Genomic DNA, 20027 nt, shown 5'->3' with positions numbered 1-20027 from the left:
CCGTCCGTCAGCTACGCGGCGGCCGCGCGGGAACCGGTCAGTGCCCAGATGACCCAGACGTCGAGAGCGATCAGCAGCAGCGCCAGGAACGGCTGGTACGGGATGAAGAAGAAGTTGTTCAGCGCACTCAGCATGACCAGGAACAGCGCGACCCACTCCGCCCAGCCGGCCCGGCGGAACAGGCCGACCGCGGTGCCGAGGAGGGCCAGCCCGAAGATCAGGTAGATCCAGCCCCAGGCCGTGAGGTCCAGGTCGAACGCGTAGCCGCGGACCTGGACGAAGTACTCGTCGTCGATGATCGCGGACAGGCCGGTGATCACGTGGAACGCGCCGATCGCCACCAGCACCACGGCGGCGAAGACGACGGCGCCCTTCGCCCAGCCCGACCGGGGCGGTGACGCGACGGTGCGGTTGTCGGTCATCTGCGATCACTTCCTCCCGCTCGATCCCCGACGGACGCCGGGATCGCGTCGACAGTAGGTCCGCGCCGATCGTCCGCGCGTCACCCGCGGCGGACGACGTGCACCCCGCGCAGTGCGGCAACTCAGTGCGACAAGGCGGCCTTCAGCAGGACGATCACCAGGCCGAGCAAGAGGTTGACCACCCCCGCGGCGACCAGACGAATCCAGGTCGCACCCGCCCGGGCAGCGACGTACAGCGCCCATCCCAGCTGGGAGCCGACCGCGACCGCGAGCGCCAGCCAGGCGGCGCCGGCGTCCGACAGGCCGGCGAGGGCGCCGATACCGGCCGCCGCCGCGGGCGGTACGGCGGCCTGGACCAGCGGCCACTCCCGCCGGGCGGCGGCGCGGATGCTCCGCAGTGGCGGGAAGGCCCGCGTCGACCGCTCGGTGGCGAGCTGCGCATAGACGTGGGCCAGCCAGAACACCACGCCGGTCGCGAGCAGGAGGGCGATCAACTGACCCGGACGCGGCGGCTGCTCCCCGGGACCGGTCCCGGCCACCACCGAGGCCGCGAGCAACGATCCGTAGACCGCGCCGGCGTTGTCGGACGGCTCCGGCCGGTCCACACCGGCGGTGCCGGCCGTCGACTCGTCGCCCATCCCGCCTCCTCCGCGAACCGCTGTCACGCGTCCGCGATCGCCGCCGGGCGCCTCATCTCGTCCGGGATCGAGGGCAGTGTCCGGCAGCGACGTCCGGGTGCTCCTCACCCTGCCCGGATGACCGATCCGCCCGCCCCGCCGCGGATCATCCGGTGCGGGTGATGCTGCCCGGGGCGATCTGGGCGATGTTCGGAGCCGGGTGAGTCGGCGAGAGGGGGTTGCGACGATGTCCGCAGGCTCCGGCGGGTCCCCCGACGAGCGGGCTCCGGCTGCGGAGCCGGCGACTCCCAGCTGGGCGCTTCCGCGCGGGGTCGTCGTCCTCACCGGGACCGCGGGCGCCGTCCTGACCGCGATCGGCCTGCGTGGTCTCTCGCATATCGCCGGTCCCGTGTTCCTCGCGCTCGTGCTGACGATCGCCGTCAGTCCACTGCGCGTGCTGCTCGTCCGGCACGGGGTCAAGCGCTGGCTCTCCGCGCTGATCGCGCTCGTGGTCGTGAACGCGATCCTCCTCGGGGTGGCAGCCGCTCTGGCCTTCTCGGTCGCCAGGCTGGCGACCCTGCTACCGGCGTACCAGGACAAGTTCACCGAGCTCGTCGACGACGTGCGCGGCTGGCTCGCGGACCTCGGCGTGGGCGCCGACCAGCTCCAGGCCGCGCTGGAGAAGATCGACCTGCGGCAGTTCTTCGACGTCCTCCAGGGCTGGTTGTCCGGGCTGCTCGGGGTCGTCTCGGGCCTGGGGTTCGTGATCGTCATCCTGTTCTTCATGGCCATCGACGCCGCCCCGTTCGCGGACCGGATGCGGGAGGCGGGACAGAGCAGGCCGGACGTCATCGGCGCGCTGGCCGGCTTCGCGCGCGACACGACGCGCTACCTGATCGTCGCCACCGTCTTCGGTCTCATCGTCGCCGTGTTCGACGTCGGGATCCTTTACCTGCTGGACATCCCGCTGCCCTGGCTGTGGGGCCTGCTCGCGTTCATCACCAACTACATCCCGAACGTCGGGTTCTTCATCGGGGTGCTGCCGCCCGCGCTGCTGGGACTGCTCGGCCAGGGCTGGGCGACGCTCGTGTGGGTGATCGTGGCGTACAGCGTCGTCAACTTCATCATCCAGTCGATCATCCAGCCGAAGGTCGTCGGCGACGCGGTCGGCCTGTCCACGACGCTGACCTTCCTCTCGCTGATCTTCTGGGCCTGGATCCTCGGCCCCGTGGGCGCCGTCCTCGCCATCCCGCTGTCACTGCTGGTCAAGGCCCTGCTGCTGGACGCCGACCCCTCCACCAAGTGGCTCAGCGGGTTGATCTCCGGCGGTCAGAGTCAGGACGAGGTCCCGGCCCCCGAGCCGCCCCCCGAGTCGCCCCCTGAGTCGCCCTCCGAGTCGCCCTCCGAGCCCGCGGAGCTGCCCGCGGACGAAGTCGCCGCGGAACAACCCGGATGAGGAGACCAGCATGCCGCGCTCGGTGTCGTACGAGTTCCCCGACCAGATCCTGCCGACCTGCCAGGGCTTGCCCGGCAGCCTCGCACCCGGCTCACCCACCGCGGATCCGGCCGACGGGAGCGTGCGGATCGGACCCGCCCGGAGCCTGCACTACCAGCTCGACACCCCGCTGTGCGACGTCATCGGGCTCAGCTGCCGGGTACGGATCAAGTACCCCACGCCGACGGTCACGTCGTCGCTGCAGATCCTCCAGCTCGGGGACGCCTTCGACCTGGGACTCGAACCGCTGACCACCTGCCGGGCGCTCGTCCGGGTCAGGCTGCAACAGGTCAGCCACGATCTGGGCCAGGTGGCCAATCCCAGCACCCGCTTCGTCGAGCTGCGCTTCGACTGGCACACCAGCGGCAAGACCTTCCTGCGCGTGGACGGGCGGTTGGTCGGCTACCACGACACGCTCGGCCGGGGACGCCGGCTCAGCATCGCGGACGTCACGTTCGGCCCGGCGACGTCGCTCCCGCAAGTGCCCGCGCAGCAGTACCAACTGGACGAGTTCTCCGTGCGCGCGCTCGTCGGCCGGCCGCACCGGCCGCATCGGCACCGTACGGTCGTGCACCGGCCGTGACGGCCGGTCAGGGCTACCCGCCAGGCTCGGAATCTTCGTGCCGGGCCTTGGTCAAGGACCAGATCACCCACGCGCAGAGTGCGATGACCACCAGGGACCACACGGGCTGGTACGGCAGGAAGAAGAAGTAGTCGATCGCGACCAGCCCGGCCAGGACGATCGCGACGATGCCGGCCCAGGACTGGTTGGCGAACAAGCCGATCCCGACGCCGACGAGTGCCATCCCCAGGAACAGGTGGATCCAGCCCCAGGCAACGGTGTCGAGATCGAACGCGTACCGCCGGCTGACGACCAGATAGTCGTCGTCGAGGATCGCGGCGAGTCCGGCGACGATCGAGAACGAGCCGACCATGACCAGCACGGACGCGGCGAAGGCGAGCCCGCCGACCGCCGTACTCGGAACGGACCGCCGCGAATCCAGATCGCCGTACGTCATCGCGTCCTCCTGCCCGAGTGGGGTCCTCACCCACCGACGATGCCCGCCGGATCGCCCGGATCGCATCGTCCGGCCGGGATGAGGCGACGGTCGCGGCCGGCTGTCAGGGTGCAGCTGGGCGAGTCCGGACCGGGGCCGTTCGCACGACGGAGGCGCGGCCATGACTGAAGCCACGTTCGCGGTGCTCGCGCTCCTCGTCCTCGCCTGGGTGGTCGTCTCGGACCTCCTGGCCAGGGTGAACATCACCGGTCCGCTGGTCTTCACGGTCGCCGGATACCTGATCGGGAGCCACGACTGGGGACACCTCACGGTGGAGGTCGACGCCCCGTCGGTCCACCTGGTCGCGGAGGTGACGCTCGCCCTGCTGTTGTTCGCCGATGCGGCGCGGGTCAACCTCTCCCGGCTGAGACGCGACATCTACCTGCCCGGACGCCTGCTCGGTATCGGACTGCCGCTGTCGGTCGTGCTGGGTTCGCTCCTGGCGGCTTGGCTGTTCGACGACCTCACCTGGGCCATCGCGGGCTTCGTCGGCGCCACGCTGGCTCCCACCGATGCCGCGCTGAGCGCACAGGTCATCAACGACCGGCGGATACCGATGCGCCTGCGTCGCGCGCTGAACGTGGAGAGCGGCCTGAACGACGGCATCGTCACGCCTGTCGTCACGTTCACGCTCGCGGTCGCCGCCGGACAACTCGGAGCGCACGACGGGGGTGGTGGCGCACTGCTCGAGCTCGCGGTCGGCGTGCTGGTCGGGCTGGTGATCGGGCTGGGGAGCGCCAGGCTGCTGGCGGTCGGTTCCCGGCGGCACTGGACGAGCACCGGGGCCCGCGGACTCGGCACCCTGGCAGCCGCACTCGGCAGCTTCGCGCTGGCGCTGACGTTCAGCGGCAACGGGTTCATCGCGGCGTTCGTGGCCGGCCTTGCCTTCCGGGCCGGGCTGGGCAACGAGCCTCTGGACGTGGACGAGGTCGTCGAACTGCCGGAGTTGCTCGGCGAGATCCTGGCGTTCGTCGTCTGGTTCCTGTTCGGGGCGGCGCTGGTTCCGATCGCGATCGACAATTTCGACCTGCCCCTGCTCGCGTACGCCGTGCTGAGCCTGACCGTGGTTCGCATGGTTCCGGTCGCGATGTCCCTGATCGGCAAGGGACTCGACGGGCGCACGGTCCTCTTCCTCGGCTGGTTCGGTCCCCGGGGCCTGGCCTCGGTCGTGTTCGCCCTGCTGGCGATCGAGGAACTGGGCTCGACCGGCCCGGTGCAGCCCGCGATCGCGGCCGTGGCGCTCACCGTCCTGCTGAGCGTCGTACTGCACGGGGTCTCGGCCGGGCCGTTCGGCAGTTGGTACGTGCGCCACGAGCAGGCCGCCGAGGACCCGACCCCGGGCCCGCGGTCACGACGTCCTGCTCATCGACGACCGTGACCGCGACGCAGCGCGACCCGGGCGGCCAGTCGCCCGAAGACCGCTCCGACGGCCACGCCGACCAGAACGTCGCTCGGGTAGTGCACGCCGGTGTACACCCGGGAGAAGGCGACGACCGACGCCGCGGCCAGCAGCGGCGGCCTGAGCACCGGCAGGACCCCGCCGACGGCGACCGCGAAGGCCGCCGCCGACGCGGAGTGTCCGGAGGGGAAGGACCCGGAGGACGGCATCGAAACCCAGCGCTCGACCGGGACGCCGTGGCCGCCGCGGTCCGGACGCAGCCGATCACTCGCCATCCGCTTCAACGGCTGATTCACCACCAGGGAGGCGGCCCCGATCGCGCCCAGGCCGGTGATCGCCGCCCGTCGTCCCCGCGGACCGCCGAACAGCGCGAGAGCGCCGGCCGTCAGGAACCACGGCTTGGAGAAGTCCGCGAAATCGGACACCCGCCGCAGCGGCTCGTCCAGCAACGGCACGGACAGCCGCGCCACCGACTCGAACAGCGCGTGGTCGTAGGCCTCGAGGCGGCGAAGTGTTCGGGACGTCCGGCCGTCGTCGGACTCCGGCCCTCCGGCCGGTCTCATCCGGCCGGTTTCCGGTCCCGGCCGAGCGCGATGCGCACGAGCTCGGCCAGGCCGTCGCGCAGTCCCTCGGGCGCGGTCGCCGACGGCGACGATCCGGGGTGCTGGTGGGCGATGCGTACCCGCAGAACTCCCGGCCGGATCTTGAACCGCAGCGGTGCGTCGAGAACGAGCGCCTCCCCGTCGACACCCGCCGGCAGGGGGCGATCGGCCTCGACCTCGAACGTCGGAGCCGACCACTCGCGCCACGGTCGCTGGACCCGACGTTCGTCGCCCCCGGTCGGCGCTCCGAGCACGGTGATACCGAGCAGACCGTCGTCGATGCGCGGACGCGTGCCGGAACCGACGGCACGACCGAGGCGGTAGCGATTGTTGGACACCAGCACAGCCGCACCCCCACGGTGCCCGTCGCCACCGGGACCGGTCCAGCGCATGTCGAGCTGGCTGCCCTCGGTGCCGAGCGCGTCCGGCACGGTGTCGAGCAGCGTCCGGAGCTTGGCCTCGCGGTAACCGCTGCGCTGGACGGCCTCGGCGTACAGGCCGAGCGACACGTTGTTGACGAACACCCGGCCGTTGACCTCGGCGAGGTCGACCAGCCGTTCGCCGCCGTCGACGAACGCGTCCAGAGCGCCGACGACGTCGTCACGGTCGACCCCGAGGTCGAGTGCGAAGTGGTTGCGAGTGCCGGCCGGCACGCAGGCGTACGGCAGGGACCGCTCGGCGGCGATCGCGGCGACGATCGCCTGCGACCCGTCACCGCCCGCCATCGCGAGTGCGTCGGCTCCCTGCGCGACCGCGCTGCGGACCAGTGTCTCGAGGTCGTCCCCGGCCTTGAGCTCGATCGGCTCGATCCCGCGTTTGCGCGCTTCCTCGGCGAGGGCGAACCGCTCCGCCTTGCCGCCGCCCGAGCGCGGGTTGTAGAACAGCACCGGCCGCTGCGGAGGGGGCACCCGTGGCAGGTCCACCCGGGCGAGGAACGCGGCGCGGGTCGCTGCCAGCGTGAGCAGGAGCCCGCCCAGGACCAGCAGGTCGACGCCGAACGAGCCGCCCACCGCGATGAGCACGATCGCACCGGCCGCCGCCAGACCGCCGATGTACAGCCCGGCGACACGGGCGACACCGCGCCGCAGCGCGCCGTACCAGGCCGCCACGGCGGCGATCACCAAACAGGCCGTGACACCGAGACCCCGCGGGAACTCCCTGACCGCGACCACCACGCCGAGAACAGCTGTCGCCGTCCCGGCCACCAGCGCCACCACCGCCGCGACCCGTCGCCTCATGGGACCACGTCACACCCGTCGCGCGCCGCGGGCATCCCACACCCAGGATGAATCCGTCCCGGAAAGGGCCCGGCCCGATCGTCCCTCAGGGGTGATGCGGGGGCGCGGCTGGTGCTGAATCGTCGGCGCCGTACGCGGATCGCAGGGCCGCGTATCCGGTACGTCCGGCGTGCCGCGCCGGCGACGAGGAGAGAGGCGGCCGGCCATGTCCACGCAAGTGCACCATCTGACGCTGGAGGAACGGCAGGCCCAGGGGCTCGAGGCCCGCCGTCGGGTTCCGCCGGACAGCCACGCGGGCTGGACGCCGGCCGCGGACCGGCCCGACCCGGTCGCGCTGATCGAGGAGCAGAACCTGCGCCGGGACCCGGACCTGGTCCCGGTCCGGCACGGCCGGATGATGGCCTCGCCGTTCACGTTCTACCGGGGCGCCGCCAAGATCATGGCGGTCGACCTCGCCGAGACACCGACGGCCGGTCTGGTCGTCCAGCTGTGCGGTGACGCCCATCTGTCCAACTTCGGCGCTTTCGCCTCGCCCGAGCGCACCCTGGTGTTCGACATCAACGACTTCGACGAGACCCTGCCGGGGCCCTTCGAGTACGACGTCGAACGGCTGGCCGCGAGTTTCATGGTGGCGGCCCAGAACAACGGCTGCTCGGCATCGGATGCCCGTGCGATCACGAAGGGCTGTGTCACGTCCTACCGGCTGGCGATGGCCGAGTTCGCCGCGATGCGGACCCTCGACGTCTGGTACGCGCACGTGGGCGAGACACAGATCAAGGAGGCCGTGGACGCGTTCTTCGCCGCCAGCGGCCGGGCCAAAGGACCCAAGAAGAGCAAGGAGAAGCAGAGCGGCGACAAGGAAAGCGTCACCGCGATGACGCAGAAGCAGGTGAAAGAGGCCCAGAAGCGCTTCCAGAAGAACGCGTTGAAGGCGCACGCCCGCAACAGTGACCAGGCCCTGTCCAAGCTCAGCGAGGAAGTCGACGGCCGCTACCGGATCCTCAGCGCCCCGCCGGTGATCGTCCCGGCACGCGAGCTGCACACGGTGTACGGCCGGCAACCCGATGACTTCGAGGAAGTCGTGATCAACCTGTTCACCGGCTACCGCGCCAGCCTCCGCCCCGAGCTGCGGCGCCTGCTCGAGCGCTTCGAGATCATCGACTGGGCCCGCAAGGTCGTCGGCGTCGGCAGCGTCGGAACCCGGGCGTTCATCGTCCTGCTGCAGGGCCGCGACCGCGACGACCCGCTGTTCCTCCAGGTCAAGGAGGCCACCCAGTCGGTGCTCGAAGGACCGTTGCCGAAGAGCGAATTCGCGCAGTCCGGGGAGCGGGTCGTCCACGGGCAACGCCTGATGCAGGCCACCAGCGACATCTTCCTGGGCTGGTCCGAGGGAGTGGAGCCCGGTCGCTACTACTACTGGCGCCAGCTGCGCGACATGAAGGGCTCGGCGCTCGTGGAGATGATGAAGCCCGCGGAACTGGACTTCTACGCCCGCACCTGTGGATGGACCTTGGCCCGGGCGCACGCACGGTCCGGCGACCCGGTCGCCATCGCCGCCTACCTCGGCGAGGACGACACGTTCGACACGTCGATGACCGACTTCTCCGAACGGTACGCGGCCCAGAACGACCAGGACTTCGCGGACTTCGCCAAGGCCATCAGCTCGAACCGGATCGACGCTCTGCAACAGGTCTGAGATCGGCGGCCGGCCCGTCCCACACGGCGGCGCCGGGCTCGCCGATCCGAGGAGGGAAAGCACCGTGGGTGAGATCGGTATGGCAGTGCCTCCGGCGACCGGGGGCGAGCAGGCGCCGTACGCGCTGGCGGCGGACGCGGTGGTCGCGGCGGCCGGATCCGACACCGGGGCGGGCCTGTCCGCGGCCGAGGCGGCCCAGCGGCTCTCGTCGTACGGTCCGAACGAGATCCCGGCCGAGAAGCCACCCTCGATCTGGGCCGTCGCGACCCAGCAGTTGCGCGACCCGATGAACATCATGCTGATCGGCGTCGTGGTCGTCAGCCTGGTGATCGGGGAACTGTCGACCGGCATCATCGTCGCGCTGCTGATCGTGCTGAACGTCGGTCTGGGCACCCGCCAGGAGCTGACCGCACGGGCGAGCGTCAACGCTCTCGCCACCTTGCAGGTACCGCAGGCGCGGGTCGTCCGCGACGGCGAGGTGACGATGATCGCGGCCACCGAGGTGGTCCCGGGGGACATCGTCCAGGTCGAGGCGGGCGACATCGTGCCCGCGGACGGACGGATCGTGCAGTCGGCGACGCTGGAGGCACAGGAGGCCGCGCTGACCGGTGAGAGCGCGCCGATCGCCAAGGACGCCACCGCACTGGACGCGCCTGACATCGGCCTGGGCGACCAGACCGACATGTTGTTCCAGGGCACGTCGGTCACCAGGGGAACCGGCGCCCTCGTGGTCACCGCGACCGGCCTGCAGACGCAGATGGGGCGGATCGCGACGATGCTCACGTCCGTGACCCGGACCCGGTCACCGCTGCAGAAGGAGCTGGACTCGCTGACGAAGATCCTCGGCGTCATCGCCTGGGGAGCGGTCGCGATCATCGTGGTGGTCGGCCTGATCCGCGGGATGCCCGCCAAGGACCTGCTGCTGCTCGGGACCGCGATGGCGATCTCGGCGATCCCGACCGGCATGCCGGCGTTCGTCTCCGGCCTGCTCTCGCTCGGCGCCAGGCAGTTGGCCGACGCGAAAGCCGTGGTGAAGAACCTGACCGATGTCGAGACCCTCGGTGCGACGAACGCGATCAACACCGACAAGACCGGGACGCTGACGCTGAACCAGATGATGGTGTCGACGTTGTACGCGAGCGGTTCCTGGTTCACGGTCGACGGCGAGGGCTACAAGATGAGCGGCGCGATCCGGTCGGTGGCCGGCGTCCCCGTCCCGGACTTCACGCGGCTCGGTCTCGGGCTGGCGCTCGACAGCGACGCGGTGGTCGACGCCGACGGCTCGGTGATCGGCGATCCGACCGAGGCGGCGCTGGTGGTGCTGGCCGGCAAAATCGGCATCGACGCGGAGGAGACCCGGCGGCGGTACCCGCGGCTGTCGGAGGTTCCGTTCGACTCCGAGTACAAGTTCATGGCGACCTTCCACCGGGTGACCGTCGACGGCGCCGAGCACGTCATCGAGCTGGTCAAGGGCGCGCCGGACGTCGTCGTGGCCCGCTGCAGCCAGGTCGGCGGACCGCTCAGCGGCTCGCAGGTCCCGATCGCCGAAGGACGGTCCGGGATCGACGAGGCCAACCTGCGGATGGGGCGGCAGGGCCTGCGGGTGCTGGCGTTCGCGGCCCGCCTGGTCGCCGACGACGAGCTGACGTCGATGACCGGCGATCCCATGTCGCTGACCACCGGGCTGTCGTTCGTCGGGCTGGCGGGCATCATCGACCCGCTCCGCGCCGAGGCGAAGAGCGCGGTCCGTACGGCGCTCGCGGCCGGCATCGACGTCCGGATGATCACCGGCGACCACGCGGTCACCGCGCAGGCGATCGGCGAGCAGCTGGGGCTCGGGCCCGGCGCGATCAGCGGTACCGAACTGGCGGCGCTGACCGACGAGCAGCTGAAACAGCGACTGCCCGAGCTGCACGTGTTCGGACGGGTCACCCCGCAGGACAAGCTGCGCCTGGCCCGGGCGATGCAGGAGCAGGGCATGATCGTCGCGATGACCGGCGACGCGGTCAACGACGCGGCCGCGCTCAAGCAGGCCGATATCGGCGTCGCGATGGGCAGCGGCAGCGAGGTGACCAAACAGGCCGCGCGGATGGTGCTCACCGACGACAACTTCGGCACCCTCGTGCACGCCGTGGAGATCGGCCGGCGTGTCTACGACAAGGTCGTCTCCTACGTCCGGTACCAGATGACGCAGCTGCTCTCACTGGTCCTGCTCTTCCTCGCCGCGACCGCGTTCGACATCAACGACGGCGTGGCGATGACCCCGTCGATGGTGCTGTTCCTGCTGTTCTTCGCGACCGCCGTCGGGGTCGTGGTGATCGCGATCGATCCCGGTGATCCCGACGTCATGCACCGCCCGCCGCGCGACCCCGCCGTACCGATCACGAACCGGGGCGCGGTGATCCGGTGGGTCGGCTACGCGTTCGTGCTGTTCCTGGCCGCCGGGGCGCCGCTGGTGGCGGGGCCGGACGATCCGAGTACGACGCAGGGCACGGTGTCGATGACGATGACGTTCGTCGTGATGGGCCTGGGGACCGCGTTCAACTCGGTGGTCAACCGGCGGGCACCGGCCAGCGGCCTGGTCCCGCCGATCATCAAGGCGGTGGCGATCGCGCTGATCCCCGTCGTCCTGTTGTTCCTGGCGAGCGAGCTGCCGACGCTGCAGGCCGGCCTGCTGACCGTCGAGCTGAGTCCGCGGCAGTGGCTCACCAGTTTCGGCCTGGCCGCGCTGCTCCCGATCGCCGTCGAGCTGGACAAGCTGGTCACCAGGCGCAGACGGCGGACGCCGGCGAGACTCCGCCCGGAGGACGCCCTCGCGCCGGCCCGCGTCCGGAGCATGCCCGCGCAGGGATAGGGGGAGACCATGACATCTCGCGAGCAGCGGATCGCCGACTTCATCGCACCGTTCCGCGTCGAACCGGGCCAGAAGGTGAGGCTGGGCAAGGATTTCGCGCCGGACTTCAAAGGGACGATCGGTTCGAAGAAGCGCGGCCGCAAACTGCTGGTCCAGGGCACCGAGATGCTGTCCGAGTACCAGTCCCGGCTGTACGCGGACAACACCCACGGTGTGCTGGTGGTCCTGCAGGCGCTGGACGCCGCCGGGAAGGACGGCACGATCCGGCACGTCATGACCGGGGTCAACCCCCAGGGAGTGGCGGTGCACAGTTTCAAGGTCCCCTCCAGCGAGGAGCTGGACCACGACTACCTGTGGCGCTACGGGTTGCGCCTGCCGGCCCGCGGGCAGATCGGGATCTTCAACCGGTCGCACTACGAGGAAGTGCTCGTCGTCCGCGTGCACCAGGAACTCCTCGACCGGCAGAAGCTTCCGCGCGGCACCCGGAAAGGGGTGTGGAAACGCCGCTACCACGAGATCAACGAGTGGGAGCGGATGCTCAGCGCCAACGGCATCAAGATCGTGAAGCTCTTCCTGAACCTGTCCCACGAGGAGCAGCGGATCCGCTTCCTGCGCCGGATCGACCTGCGCGACCACAACTGGAAGTTCTCCGCGGCCGACGTCCGCGAGCGCGAGTACTGGGACTCCTACCAGCGGGCGTTCTCGCGGATGCTGTCCAGGACGAGCACCGAGTGGGCGCCCTGGTACGTGATCCCGGCCGACCGCAAGTGGTACGCGCGGATCGCCGCGGCCGCCGTGATCGCCAACACGCTGATCGAGATCGATCCACGCTATCCGAAGGTCGGCAAGGACGCCCGGGCGGCGCTGCAGGAGATCAAGGCCGCGCTGGAGAAGCAGGCGCCCGAGGGCGCGGCGCCCGATCCGTTCGCGGGCGAGTAGGCCGAGCGGCGGACGACCATGGCCGAGGGCACCGATCGACCCGACGTGAAACCGTCCCGGTGGGGCGAGTACCTGCCCGGTGTGGAGATGGCGAGGTCCTACCGGCGGGCCTGGCTCCCGAAGGACGTCGTCGCCGGCCTCGTCCTGTCGGCCCTGCTGGTGCCGCAGGGGATGGCGTACGCCGAGCTGGCCGGCCTGCCGCCGGTGACCGGCCTCTACACCTCGATCCTGTGCCTGCTCGGCTACGCGGTCTTCGGGCCGTCCAAGGTGCTGGTGCTCGGCCCGGACTCGTCCCTCGGACCGATGATCGCGGCAACGATCGCGCCGCTGCTGCTGGCCGGCGGCGACCCGGATCGCGCGGTCGCCCTCGCCTCGATGCTGGCCGTGATGGTCGGTGTGGTGATGACGGTCGCCGGAGTGGCCCGGCTCGGGTTCGTGGCGGACCTGCTGTCCAAGCCGACCCAGATCGGGTACCTGAACGGGCTCGCTCTGACCATTGTCGTCGGTCAGCTCGACAAGCTGCTCGGCTTCTCGGTCGATGCCGACGGGCTGGTGGCCGAGACCGGCGACTTCCTGTCGGGGGTCGCGAACGGCGAGGTCAACGCGACGGCCGCGGTCCTCGGCATCGGCTCGCTCGCCGGCATCCTGCTGCTGAACCGGCTGCTGCCCAAGCTGCCGAGTGTTCTCATCGTCGTGGTGCTGGCCGCCCTGGTGGTGAACGCGTTCGATCTGGAGACCCACGACGTCGACACCGTCGGCGTGCTTCCGCAAGGCTTCCCGCCGTTCACGATCCCCTCGGTCGGGTGGGGCGACCTGCCACCGCTGCTCGCCGGGGCGGTCGCGATCGCCGTCGTCGCGCTGGCCGACACGATGTCCACGGCCTCGGCGTTCGCCGCGCGCAAGGGCGATCGGGTGCGCGGCAACCAGGAGATGGTCGGCATCGGCGCCGCCAACATCGCGGCCGGCTTCTTCCAGGGCTTCCCGGTCAGCACCAGCGGGTCCCGTACCGCCGTCGCCGAGCAGGCCGGCTCGCGGTCCCAGGTGACCGGCGTCGTCGGCGCCGGCGTCATCACCGTGGTCCTGGTCTTCGCCACCTCGCTCATGCAGTACGTCCCGCAGCCGACGCTCGGTGCGATCGTCATCGCGGCCGCGCTGTCACTGGCCGACATCGGCGGCACCCGTCGCCTGTGGCACCAGCGCCGGACCGAGTTCGGGCTGTCCGTCGCCGCGCTGCTCGGTGTGGCCCTGCTGGGAGTGCTGCCCGGCATCCTGATCGCCGTCGGCCTGTCGATCCTGAACGTCTTCCGCCGCGCCTGGTGGCCGCACCAGGCCGAGCTCGGCCGGGTGAGCGGGATCGCCGGTCTGCACGACACCGCCAGCTACCCCGACGCGCAGCGGCTGCCCGGTCTGGTCGTCCGGCGTTTCGACGCGCCGCTGATCTTCGCGAACTCGCGGATGTTCAGCGACTCGGTGCGCCAGATCGCCAACGACCGGCCCGATCTGCGCTGGATCATCGTGGCCGCCGAGCCGATCACCGACGTCGACACCACGGCCTCCGACATGCTGCAGGAGCTCGACGCCTGGCTCAACGCGCGCGGTGTCTCGCTGGTCTTCGCGGAGATGAAGGATCCGGTCCGCGCGAAGATCGAGCGGTACGAGCTGACCCGGACGATCGACCCGGCGCACTTCCTGCCGACGGTCGAGGACGCCGTCGCGGAGTACATCCGGCAGACCGGCGCGCAGTGGCGGGATCCGCAGCCCGGCGACGCCCAGCCCGACGACGAGAACACCCGGCGGTGAGATCACCCGGTCCGGGTCCGGACGTGGCTCGAGCACGTCCGCGAACGGACGTGCTCGAGGGTGTCGGCCTGAGGAACGACCGGGTGAGTCTCCTCGCCGACGGCCGATCGCCACTCAGGCCATCGTCGGTGGCACCCGCTGTTCGGCCGCGGACCGCGGAGCCTCGTCCTCCTGACCGTTCCAGGCGGCTTCGGAGCGCTGGGTGATCCGCTCGCTCGCCCCACCCCACCCGGCGGTGAGGGCGTACAGCACGGCGGTGTCCAGCGCGATCATCAGCAGCGACCAGACCGGGTAGGCGCCGAGCGACACGATCTGCAGGACGGCGTGCAGTCCGACGACGATGATCGCCGTGATCCTGGCCCACGTCTGCGCTGCCAGCAGACCGCAGCCGACGGCCAGCAGCAACAGCCCGAAGATCAGCAGGAACCATCCCCAGGCGGTCAGGTCCACGACGATGAGGTTGTCCGGCGTGATCACCAGACGCTCGTCGTTGAACAGCGCGATGAATCCTTCGAACACGTTGACCAGCCCCATGACCACGAGCATCACACCCGCGAAGACGACCAAACCGGCCATGGCCCCCGGAGCCCGTTTCGCAGCCATTCGACATCCCCTCTCGTGCGTCGGGCGCCGCCGGAACCGGCGGCTCCTCACCTGGATGCTGTCCCCGTCGCCGTCCGTGCACCTCACCCCACGCGGATGAGGCCCTGCCCGCCCCGGGCGGCGCGCAGCTTCATCCACGCAGGGTGAGGTTCTCCGCTGCCCGCCGCGGAGACGATCGAGCTCTCAGACGACCGTCGAGGAGGCGCAGCATGTCCGATTCGAACCCGACGCTGCCGGATCCCGAGCCCACCGCTTCGGCGGCGGAACGGCCGTCCAAGGGCCGTGCGGCCGCGGTGGTGATCTGCCTGGTGCTGGCGGCGTTGCTGACGGCGCCCGCGGCCCTCGCCTACTGGGGGCAGCGGACCCTGAACGACACCACGCGGTACGTGAACACGGTCGGTCCGCTGGTGAACTCGCCCGAGGTCCAGAACGCCATCGCGACCAAGGTGACCGACACGATCCAGGAGCAGGTCGACATCGAGGCGCTGCTCAACGACGTGTTCTCCGGGGTCATCACCGACCGTCCCCGGCTGCAGCGACTCGTCGGGCCGCTGGCCGCCGCGATCAACAGCCTGATCGACCGCCAGGTCCGGGAGTTCCTCGCCTCGGACGAGTTCGCCGACCTCTGGACCGCGGTCAACACCAGAGCCCAGCAATCCCTGCAGCGCATCCTGTCGGGTGACCAGTCGGGGGCCGTCTCGCTGCAGGGCGATCAGGTGGTCCTCGACGTCTCCGAGGTCATCGATCGTGTCAAGCAGCGACTCGTCGACCGCGGCCTCACGATCGTGCAGAACATCCCGGTGCCCAATGTCGACAAGCAGATCGTCCTGCTGGAAGCGCCGCAGCTGAAGCAGATCAAGAACATCTACGCGTTCGCGAACCCGGTGGCCAAGTGGCTGATCGTGGTGGTGGCGGGCCTCTATCTGGTCGCCCTGGTGCTCTCCCGCCGGCGTCCGCGGACAACCGTGATCATCGGGGCGGTGCTGGCGGCGAACGCGCTGCTGGTCGCGCTGGCGGTGTCCGTCGGGCGCCAGCTGTTCAGCGACGCGCTCGCGGGAACGGTGTTCGCGCCGGCGAGCCGGGTCTTCTACGACACGCTGCTCGTGTACCTGGACCGAGGCCGGCAGGTGCTGTTCTGGCTCGGGCTGATCCTGATCGTCGTCGGCTGGTTCGCCGGTGCCAACAGGTACGGGTCCGCCGTCCGCGGCACGGTCCGGGGCGGGCTGGAGAACATCGGTGGTGCCGTCGCGAGCGGACCGGTCGGCGACGCGGGCCGATGGGTCGCGCCGAACGCCAAGTGGCTGCGTGTGGTCGTTGGCCTGCTGGGTGTCGTCGTACTGCTCTGGGGCAACGACATGTCGGTGTCCCGGCTGTTCTGGTCGCTCCTGCTCGTCGTCGCTCTGCTGGCCGTCGTGCAGGTCCTCGTCGGTGCGGGCCGGTCGGCGTCCGGCGCCCGGCCGATGGTGCCGGGACAAGCCGTCCCCGGCGCCGCGAAGTAGCCGGCCGGTCTCAGCCGCGGGGCTCGGTCGGCGGGGCTCAGTCGGCCTGGCGGCGGCGGTCGGCGACGTACGGCAGGGGGTTGCCGGAGGCTCGTGCGCCGGCCGCGAGCCAGGCGGCGACGCCGTCCGGGGACCGCCGGTCGAGCTCGTCGAGATACCGCTGCCGCTGGGCCACGACGGCCAGACGCTCCGCCATCGTGACAGCTGCCTCGAGCCGCCGGAAGCTTCGCCGCCAGGCGAGACACAGGGCCTCGTCGTCGAGAGAATCGAGCTCCACCACCGGATCGACCGCGGGACCGCCCACGAACGACGTCACGGGCACGAGGCCTGTGGACGGCGCCGAGCGGGCGTCCGGAGTACCGCCTTTGGCGTCCCGGCGCGCCCTGAGGAACGAGGAGACAGCGGGCGTCGTCACCACCAGGGCCAGCACCAGCAGGACGCCGGCGAGCTTGAGAACGGCGATCAGCCCCACCGCGGCCGGAGCGGCCAGCCCGGCACCGAAACCGGCCCGGAGGATTCTGGGCACCGCACGGCGGCCGTCCTCCGCCCACGCGGACGCGGCGATGACCGCGGCCACCGACGTCAGCACGATCACGCTGAGGACGACGGAACTCAGACCCCAGCTGATGATCGCGCAGATCAGCCCGATCGCCGTGGCGAGGGCGACGGACCACGACCAGACACCGCTGCCGCCGGACCTGCCGCGATTGTGCCTTCCGGCGCCGGGAGACCGCGTCGGTTCGCTCACGATCCCAGCCCTTCGCCCCGTCGGTCGCGTCAGCCTGCATCCGCCGGCTCTTGGCGCCACCCACCCCTCAGAGAATGACACCAAGAGCGACGGCGGTGGCCGGGTGCGGGTCGATCCCGACACTTGATCGCACGCTCCACCTGTCTGCCGACGATAGGCGCGGCCGGACGGGATCCGCTTCACCCTCGGCGGACGATCTCGGCGTGCTCAGCGGCCCAGCAGACCGAGCTCGCGGGCGCGCCGTACGGCGTCGCGGCGAGTGGTCACACCCAGCTTCTGGAAGATCCGCTTGAGGTGTGCTTTCACCGTGTTCACGGACACGAAGAGCTCGGCCGCGATCTCCGCGTTGGTCATCATCGCCGGCAGGTAGTGCAGGACGGTCAACTCCCGATCCGTCAGCGTTTCGGTCGCCGGGGCGACGACCGCGGTCAGCGGCCTGGCCAGGCCCAGGGCCGCGAGGAGTTCGTCCAGGAGAGCGGTGGCGTCGGGGTCCCACCGCTCGGCCTGGGGGAGCAGCCGCGACAGCGGTTCGGTGTTGCCGAACAGGAGCGGTCGCCGTACGCCCGCGCGCCGGGCGGCGTCCACGGCCCGGGCGAGCGCGTCGAGGGCGCGGTCGGTCGCCCCCAGCCGGTCGGCCACCAGCGTCGTCAGCAGCCAGACCTCCACCGCGGCGGTCGGGTCGTGCGTTCCGGCCCGCAGCGGCGCCAGGATGTCGTCGGCACGGTACGGCTCGCCGCCGGCGAGCAGCGCCTCTGCCAGGCAGGTCTGCTCCCGGTCGAAGGGCGGCTGCCGGCCGGCCGGCGGACCGAACCTGGCGATCGCCGCCGTCGGGTCGTCGGCGGCGAGGTCGATCTCGGCCTCGGTGACGGCCAGCCACCGTTGCAGGAGCACCGGTGGCCGCCACCGATGGAACTCGCCGCGCACGCGGGCCAGGTGCTCGCGCGCCGGCTCCACCCGGCCGAGGGTGGCGTACAGACGCGCCTGGGTCAGGCCCACCGCGCACCTGACCGCGGGTTCCGGGCGCGCCGCCGTGGCGCTGCGGGACAGCTGGCTCTGCGCCTCGTCGACGTTGTTCCAGCGAAGGTGGACGATCGACAACGCCAGGTGTGCCGTTGCGGCCTGCGGGAGCGGCTCCCAGCCGCGGGCGTCGACGAGTTCGACGGCCTCGGTGGCGCACCCGGCCCCCTCGTGCAGCCTGCCCGCGACGGCGGCGGCGAGTCCCAGATGGGCCAGGACGTTGATCCGGGACGCGTCCAGCCGGTGGGCGGTGGTGAGCTGGAGGCCTTCCCGCAGCCGCGTCTCGGCCTCGTCGAAGGCGTCGCACCACAACAGTCCGGTACCGAGGTTGCTCAGGGCGATCGCGCGGTACTGGTCGGAGACCGGAAGCGACGTCCCGGGCCCGGACGTCTCGTCGAGCGCCGCCGCGGAGTCCGCGACCAAGGCGTCGATGTCCCCGCGCGAGCGCGTGACGGCGGCCGAGAACGTGTGGACCGCGATCGAGGTGGCGATCCGCGCCTCCGGACCCGCGCGGTCCAGCTGTGCCCGGGCCCGGTCGAGGTGCGGACGCATCTCCTGGTAACGGCCGGCGTGCAGACACAGTGCCGCCGCGGTCACGGCCAGCTCGGGCTCTTCCGTCAGCCGGCCGGCCGGGACGCGGGACAGTTGCGCGGCGACCGCGGCGCGTTCGGACGACAGCATCAGTGGGGCGGCCTGGGTGACGAACAGCCGGCCGAGCAGCGGCCAGTCGGCCGCGTCCGCGCTGTGCCGCAGCGCCTCGATCGGCTGACCGTTCGACGCGAACCAGAGGGCGGCCCGCCGTTCCAGGTCGGGCACGATCTCGGGCTCGACGAGCGTCAACTGGTGCCGCAGCATCTCCCGGAGCATCGGGTGGTAGCGGTACCACCTCCGGTCCGGGCTCAGGCCGACCACGAACGCGTTCGACCGCTCGAGCTGCTCCAGGAAGCGCTGCCCGCGAGGGTCGTCGGTCAGCGCCTCGGCGAGGCCGCCGGTCAGCCGGTCGGTGACGGAGGTCCGCAGCAGGAATCGCTGCAACTCGGGAGGCTGACTGGTGAGCACTTCCTCGAGCAGGTACTCGCTCACCGCCTGGTCGTTGCCGGCGAAGGCTTCGGCTGTCCGGCCCGGGCCGGCGCCCTTGAGGAAGTAGGCCGCCAGCCGGAGTCCGGCCGGCCATCCTTCGGTCCGGTCGACGAGCAACCGGACGTCGTCCGGGCCGATCGGGACGCCGTCCGCGGCGAACAGGGCCACCGCCTCGGGGACGTCGAAGGCGAGGTCCCGGGAGCGGATCTCGGCGAGCTCGCCGCGGAGCTCCAGGCGACGCAGTGGCAGGGCGGGATCCACTCTGGTCAGCAGCACCAGCCGCAGTTGCGCGGGCGGGTGCCGCAGCAGCCCGGTGATGCGGGCGAGCACCGCCGGTTCGCGGACGAGCTGGAAGTCGTCGAGAACGACGACGACCGGATCCGGCAGCAGCGTCAGCCCGGAGACGAGCCGGCGGTGGCTGCCGTCCCGGCCGCCGAGGCCCGGCGCGAGACCCGCCAGCGGGTTGCCGCGGGGGATCTCGGTGGAGCTGCGGATCGCGGCCACGAAATAGCTCCAGAAGGACCGCGGATCGTTGTCGTTCTCGTCGAGCGAGAGCCATGCGACCGGTCCCGGGACCGGTGGGGACGCGGCCCACGACGCCGTCGCCAGCGTCTTCCCCCAGCCGGCGCCGGCGCTCACCACCGTGAGCGGGCGCCGCGTGCCCTCGTCCAGCATGCCGGCGATCCGCGGCCGGTCGACGTACGTCGACGGCAGGTGCGGTCGCGCCAGCTTCGTGGTCAGCAGGCGGAGGTCCGACGCCTCGGAGGCATCGAAACGGAACTCTTCGGCTTCAGCAGGTGACATTGCCCCGACCCTGTCGACCGCCCGCAGCCGCGTACCGAAGGCCCTGCACTGCACGGCGGACAAACGCGCGGATACCGAGCGCTGGTCCTCAGTAGCCCCGGATCACATCGCCCCCGCGACGAGGCACTCGGTCTGTATCGTCGCCCCCAACGACCA

The 20027-nt window shown here is 71.1% G+C and carries 16 protein-coding genes; 8 read left to right on the top strand and 8 right to left on the bottom strand.

Annotated elements, in window-relative coordinates; all coding sequences use genetic code 11:
* Positions 1–11 precede the first annotated feature (11 nt).
* Positions 12–422, bottom strand: coding sequence for a hypothetical protein (locus ABZW60_RS13120; RefSeq protein WP_355476349.1), 411 nt, complete (start codon positions 420–422; stop codon positions 12–14).
* 122 nt (positions 423–544) lie between these two features.
* Entirely contained in the window at positions 545–1060 is a 516-nt protein-coding gene (locus ABZW60_RS13115) for a hypothetical protein (RefSeq protein ID WP_355476347.1), read from the bottom strand.
* Positions 1061–1286: 226 nt separating this feature from the next.
* Between ABZW60_RS13115 and ABZW60_RS13110 the strand changes: the two genes are divergently transcribed.
* Both ABZW60_RS13110 and ABZW60_RS13105 read left to right on the top strand, forming a co-directional pair.
* Entirely contained in the window at positions 1287–2495 is a 1209-nt protein-coding gene (locus tag ABZW60_RS13110; protein WP_355476345.1) for an AI-2E family transporter, read from the top strand.
* 10 nt (positions 2496–2505) lie between these two features.
* A complete protein-coding gene (locus ABZW60_RS13105) occupies positions 2506–3117 on the top strand; it encodes a hypothetical protein (protein ID WP_355476343.1) in 612 nt (203 codons plus the stop codon).
* 13 nt (positions 3118–3130) lie between these two features.
* On the opposite strand, the gene ABZW60_RS13100 is transcribed toward ABZW60_RS13105, so the two are convergent.
* Complete coding sequence (locus tag ABZW60_RS13100) at positions 3131–3583, bottom strand: hypothetical protein (RefSeq protein ID WP_355476341.1); 453 nt, start codon at positions 3581–3583, stop codon at positions 3131–3133.
* 130 nt (positions 3584–3713) lie between these two features.
* Here ABZW60_RS13100 and ABZW60_RS13095 point away from each other — a divergent pair, with 130 nt between their 5' ends.
* The gene (locus ABZW60_RS13095; RefSeq protein ID WP_355476340.1) at positions 3714–4970 is read left to right on the top strand and encodes a sodium:proton antiporter; all 1257 of its coding nucleotides are present in this window, start codon (positions 3714–3716) and stop codon (positions 4968–4970) included.
* Here the strand turns inward: ABZW60_RS13095 and ABZW60_RS13090 are convergent.
* Both ABZW60_RS13090 and ABZW60_RS13085 read right to left on the bottom strand, forming a co-directional pair.
* The gene (locus ABZW60_RS13090; RefSeq protein ID WP_355476338.1) at positions 4955–5554 is read right to left on the bottom strand and encodes a phosphatase PAP2 family protein; all 600 of its coding nucleotides are present in this window, start codon (positions 5552–5554) and stop codon (positions 4955–4957) included. The two genes, ABZW60_RS13095 and ABZW60_RS13090, sit on opposite strands and share 16 nt — an antisense overlap.
* Positions 5551–6831: a diacylglycerol kinase family protein gene (locus ABZW60_RS13085; RefSeq protein WP_355476336.1), complete on the bottom strand. Its 1281-nt coding sequence runs from the start codon at positions 6829–6831 to the stop codon at positions 5551–5553. The genes ABZW60_RS13090 and ABZW60_RS13085 overlap by 4 nt, the downstream gene beginning before the upstream one ends.
* A gap of 205 nt (positions 6832–7036) precedes the next feature.
* Between ABZW60_RS13085 and ABZW60_RS13080 the strand changes: the two genes are divergently transcribed.
* The 4 genes from ABZW60_RS13080 to sulP all read left to right on the top strand — a co-directional run bounded on the left by ABZW60_RS13080 (position 7037) and on the right by sulP (position 14120).
* On the top strand, positions 7037–8527 hold the full coding sequence (locus ABZW60_RS13080) for a DUF2252 domain-containing protein (RefSeq protein WP_355476334.1): 1491 nt from the start codon (positions 7037–7039) through the stop codon (positions 8525–8527).
* A 79-nt stretch (positions 8528–8606) separates the two neighbouring features.
* Complete coding sequence (locus ABZW60_RS13075) at positions 8607–11381, top strand: cation-translocating P-type ATPase (protein ID WP_355476332.1); 2775 nt, start codon at positions 8607–8609, stop codon at positions 11379–11381.
* Between the two features lie 9 nt (positions 11382–11390).
* Positions 11391–12320: a PPK2 family polyphosphate kinase gene (locus ABZW60_RS13070; protein WP_355476331.1), complete on the top strand. Its 930-nt coding sequence runs from the start codon at positions 11391–11393 to the stop codon at positions 12318–12320.
* A 45-nt stretch (positions 12321–12365) separates the two neighbouring features.
* A complete protein-coding gene (gene sulP, locus ABZW60_RS13065; RefSeq protein ID WP_355476329.1) occupies positions 12366–14120 on the top strand; it encodes a sulfate permease in 1755 nt (584 codons plus the stop codon).
* 114 nt (positions 14121–14234) lie between these two features.
* Here sulP and ABZW60_RS13060 read toward each other — a convergent pair whose 3' ends face one another.
* Positions 14235–14723, bottom strand: a complete 489-nt coding sequence (locus ABZW60_RS13060) for a hypothetical protein (RefSeq protein WP_355476327.1) — start codon at positions 14721–14723, stop codon at positions 14235–14237.
* Between the two features lie 209 nt (positions 14724–14932).
* Here ABZW60_RS13060 and ABZW60_RS13055 point away from each other — a divergent pair, with 209 nt between their 5' ends.
* The gene (locus ABZW60_RS13055) at positions 14933–16222 is read left to right on the top strand and encodes a hypothetical protein (protein ID WP_355476326.1); all 1290 of its coding nucleotides are present in this window, start codon (positions 14933–14935) and stop codon (positions 16220–16222) included.
* Between the two features lie 37 nt (positions 16223–16259).
* On the opposite strand, the gene ABZW60_RS13050 is transcribed toward ABZW60_RS13055, so the two are convergent.
* The gene (locus tag ABZW60_RS13050) at positions 16260–16970 is read right to left on the bottom strand and encodes a hypothetical protein (protein ID WP_355476325.1); all 711 of its coding nucleotides are present in this window, start codon (positions 16968–16970) and stop codon (positions 16260–16262) included.
* A 207-nt stretch (positions 16971–17177) separates the two neighbouring features.
* Positions 17178–19871 carry a LuxR C-terminal-related transcriptional regulator gene (locus ABZW60_RS13045; protein WP_355476323.1) on the bottom strand — a complete coding sequence of 898 codons (2694 nt, stop codon included), beginning with the start codon at positions 19869–19871 and terminating at the stop codon, positions 17178–17180.
* Positions 19872–20027: the final 156 nt, after the last annotated feature.

It is taken from the genome of Kribbella sp. NPDC003557, assembly GCF_040610805.1.
GTDB lineage: Bacteria > Actinomycetota > Actinomycetes > Propionibacteriales > Kribbellaceae > Kribbella.
This window is presented reverse-complemented; position numbering and strand designations above follow the sequence as displayed.

What these genes read in the sequence shown, in the direction of transcription:
- ABZW60_RS13120 (WP_355476349.1), bottom strand. Translation starts at nt 422, where the DNA reads ATGACCGACAACCGCACCGTCGCGTCACCGCCCCGGTCGGGCTGGGCG.
- ABZW60_RS13115 (WP_355476347.1), bottom strand. Translation starts at nt 1,060, where the DNA reads ATGGGCGACGAGTCGACGGCCGGCACCGCCGGTGTGGACCGGCCGGAG.
- ABZW60_RS13110 (WP_355476345.1), top strand. Translation starts at nt 1,287, where the DNA reads ATGTCCGCAGGCTCCGGCGGGTCCCCCGACGAGCGGGCTCCGGCTGCG.
- ABZW60_RS13105 (WP_355476343.1), top strand. Translation starts at nt 2,506, where the DNA reads ATGCCGCGCTCGGTGTCGTACGAGTTCCCCGACCAGATCCTGCCGACC.
- ABZW60_RS13095 (WP_355476340.1), top strand. Translation starts at nt 3,714, where the DNA reads ATGACTGAAGCCACGTTCGCGGTGCTCGCGCTCCTCGTCCTCGCCTGG.
- ABZW60_RS13090 (WP_355476338.1), bottom strand. Translation starts at nt 5,554, where the DNA reads ATGAGACCGGCCGGAGGGCCGGAGTCCGACGACGGCCGGACGTCCCGA.
- ABZW60_RS13085 (WP_355476336.1), bottom strand. Translation starts at nt 6,831, where the DNA reads ATGAGGCGACGGGTCGCGGCGGTGGTGGCGCTGGTGGCCGGGACGGCG.
- ABZW60_RS13080 (WP_355476334.1), top strand. Translation starts at nt 7,037, where the DNA reads ATGTCCACGCAAGTGCACCATCTGACGCTGGAGGAACGGCAGGCCCAG.
- ABZW60_RS13075 (WP_355476332.1), top strand. Translation starts at nt 8,607, where the DNA reads ATGGCAGTGCCTCCGGCGACCGGGGGCGAGCAGGCGCCGTACGCGCTG.
- ABZW60_RS13070 (WP_355476331.1), top strand. Translation starts at nt 11,391, where the DNA reads ATGACATCTCGCGAGCAGCGGATCGCCGACTTCATCGCACCGTTCCGC.
- ABZW60_RS13060 (WP_355476327.1), bottom strand. Translation starts at nt 14,723, where the DNA reads ATGGCTGCGAAACGGGCTCCGGGGGCCATGGCCGGTTTGGTCGTCTTC.
- ABZW60_RS13055 (WP_355476326.1), top strand. Translation starts at nt 14,933, where the DNA reads ATGTCCGATTCGAACCCGACGCTGCCGGATCCCGAGCCCACCGCTTCG.
- ABZW60_RS13045 (WP_355476323.1), bottom strand. Translation starts at nt 19,871, where the DNA reads ATGTCACCTGCTGAAGCCGAAGAGTTCCGTTTCGATGCCTCCGAGGCG.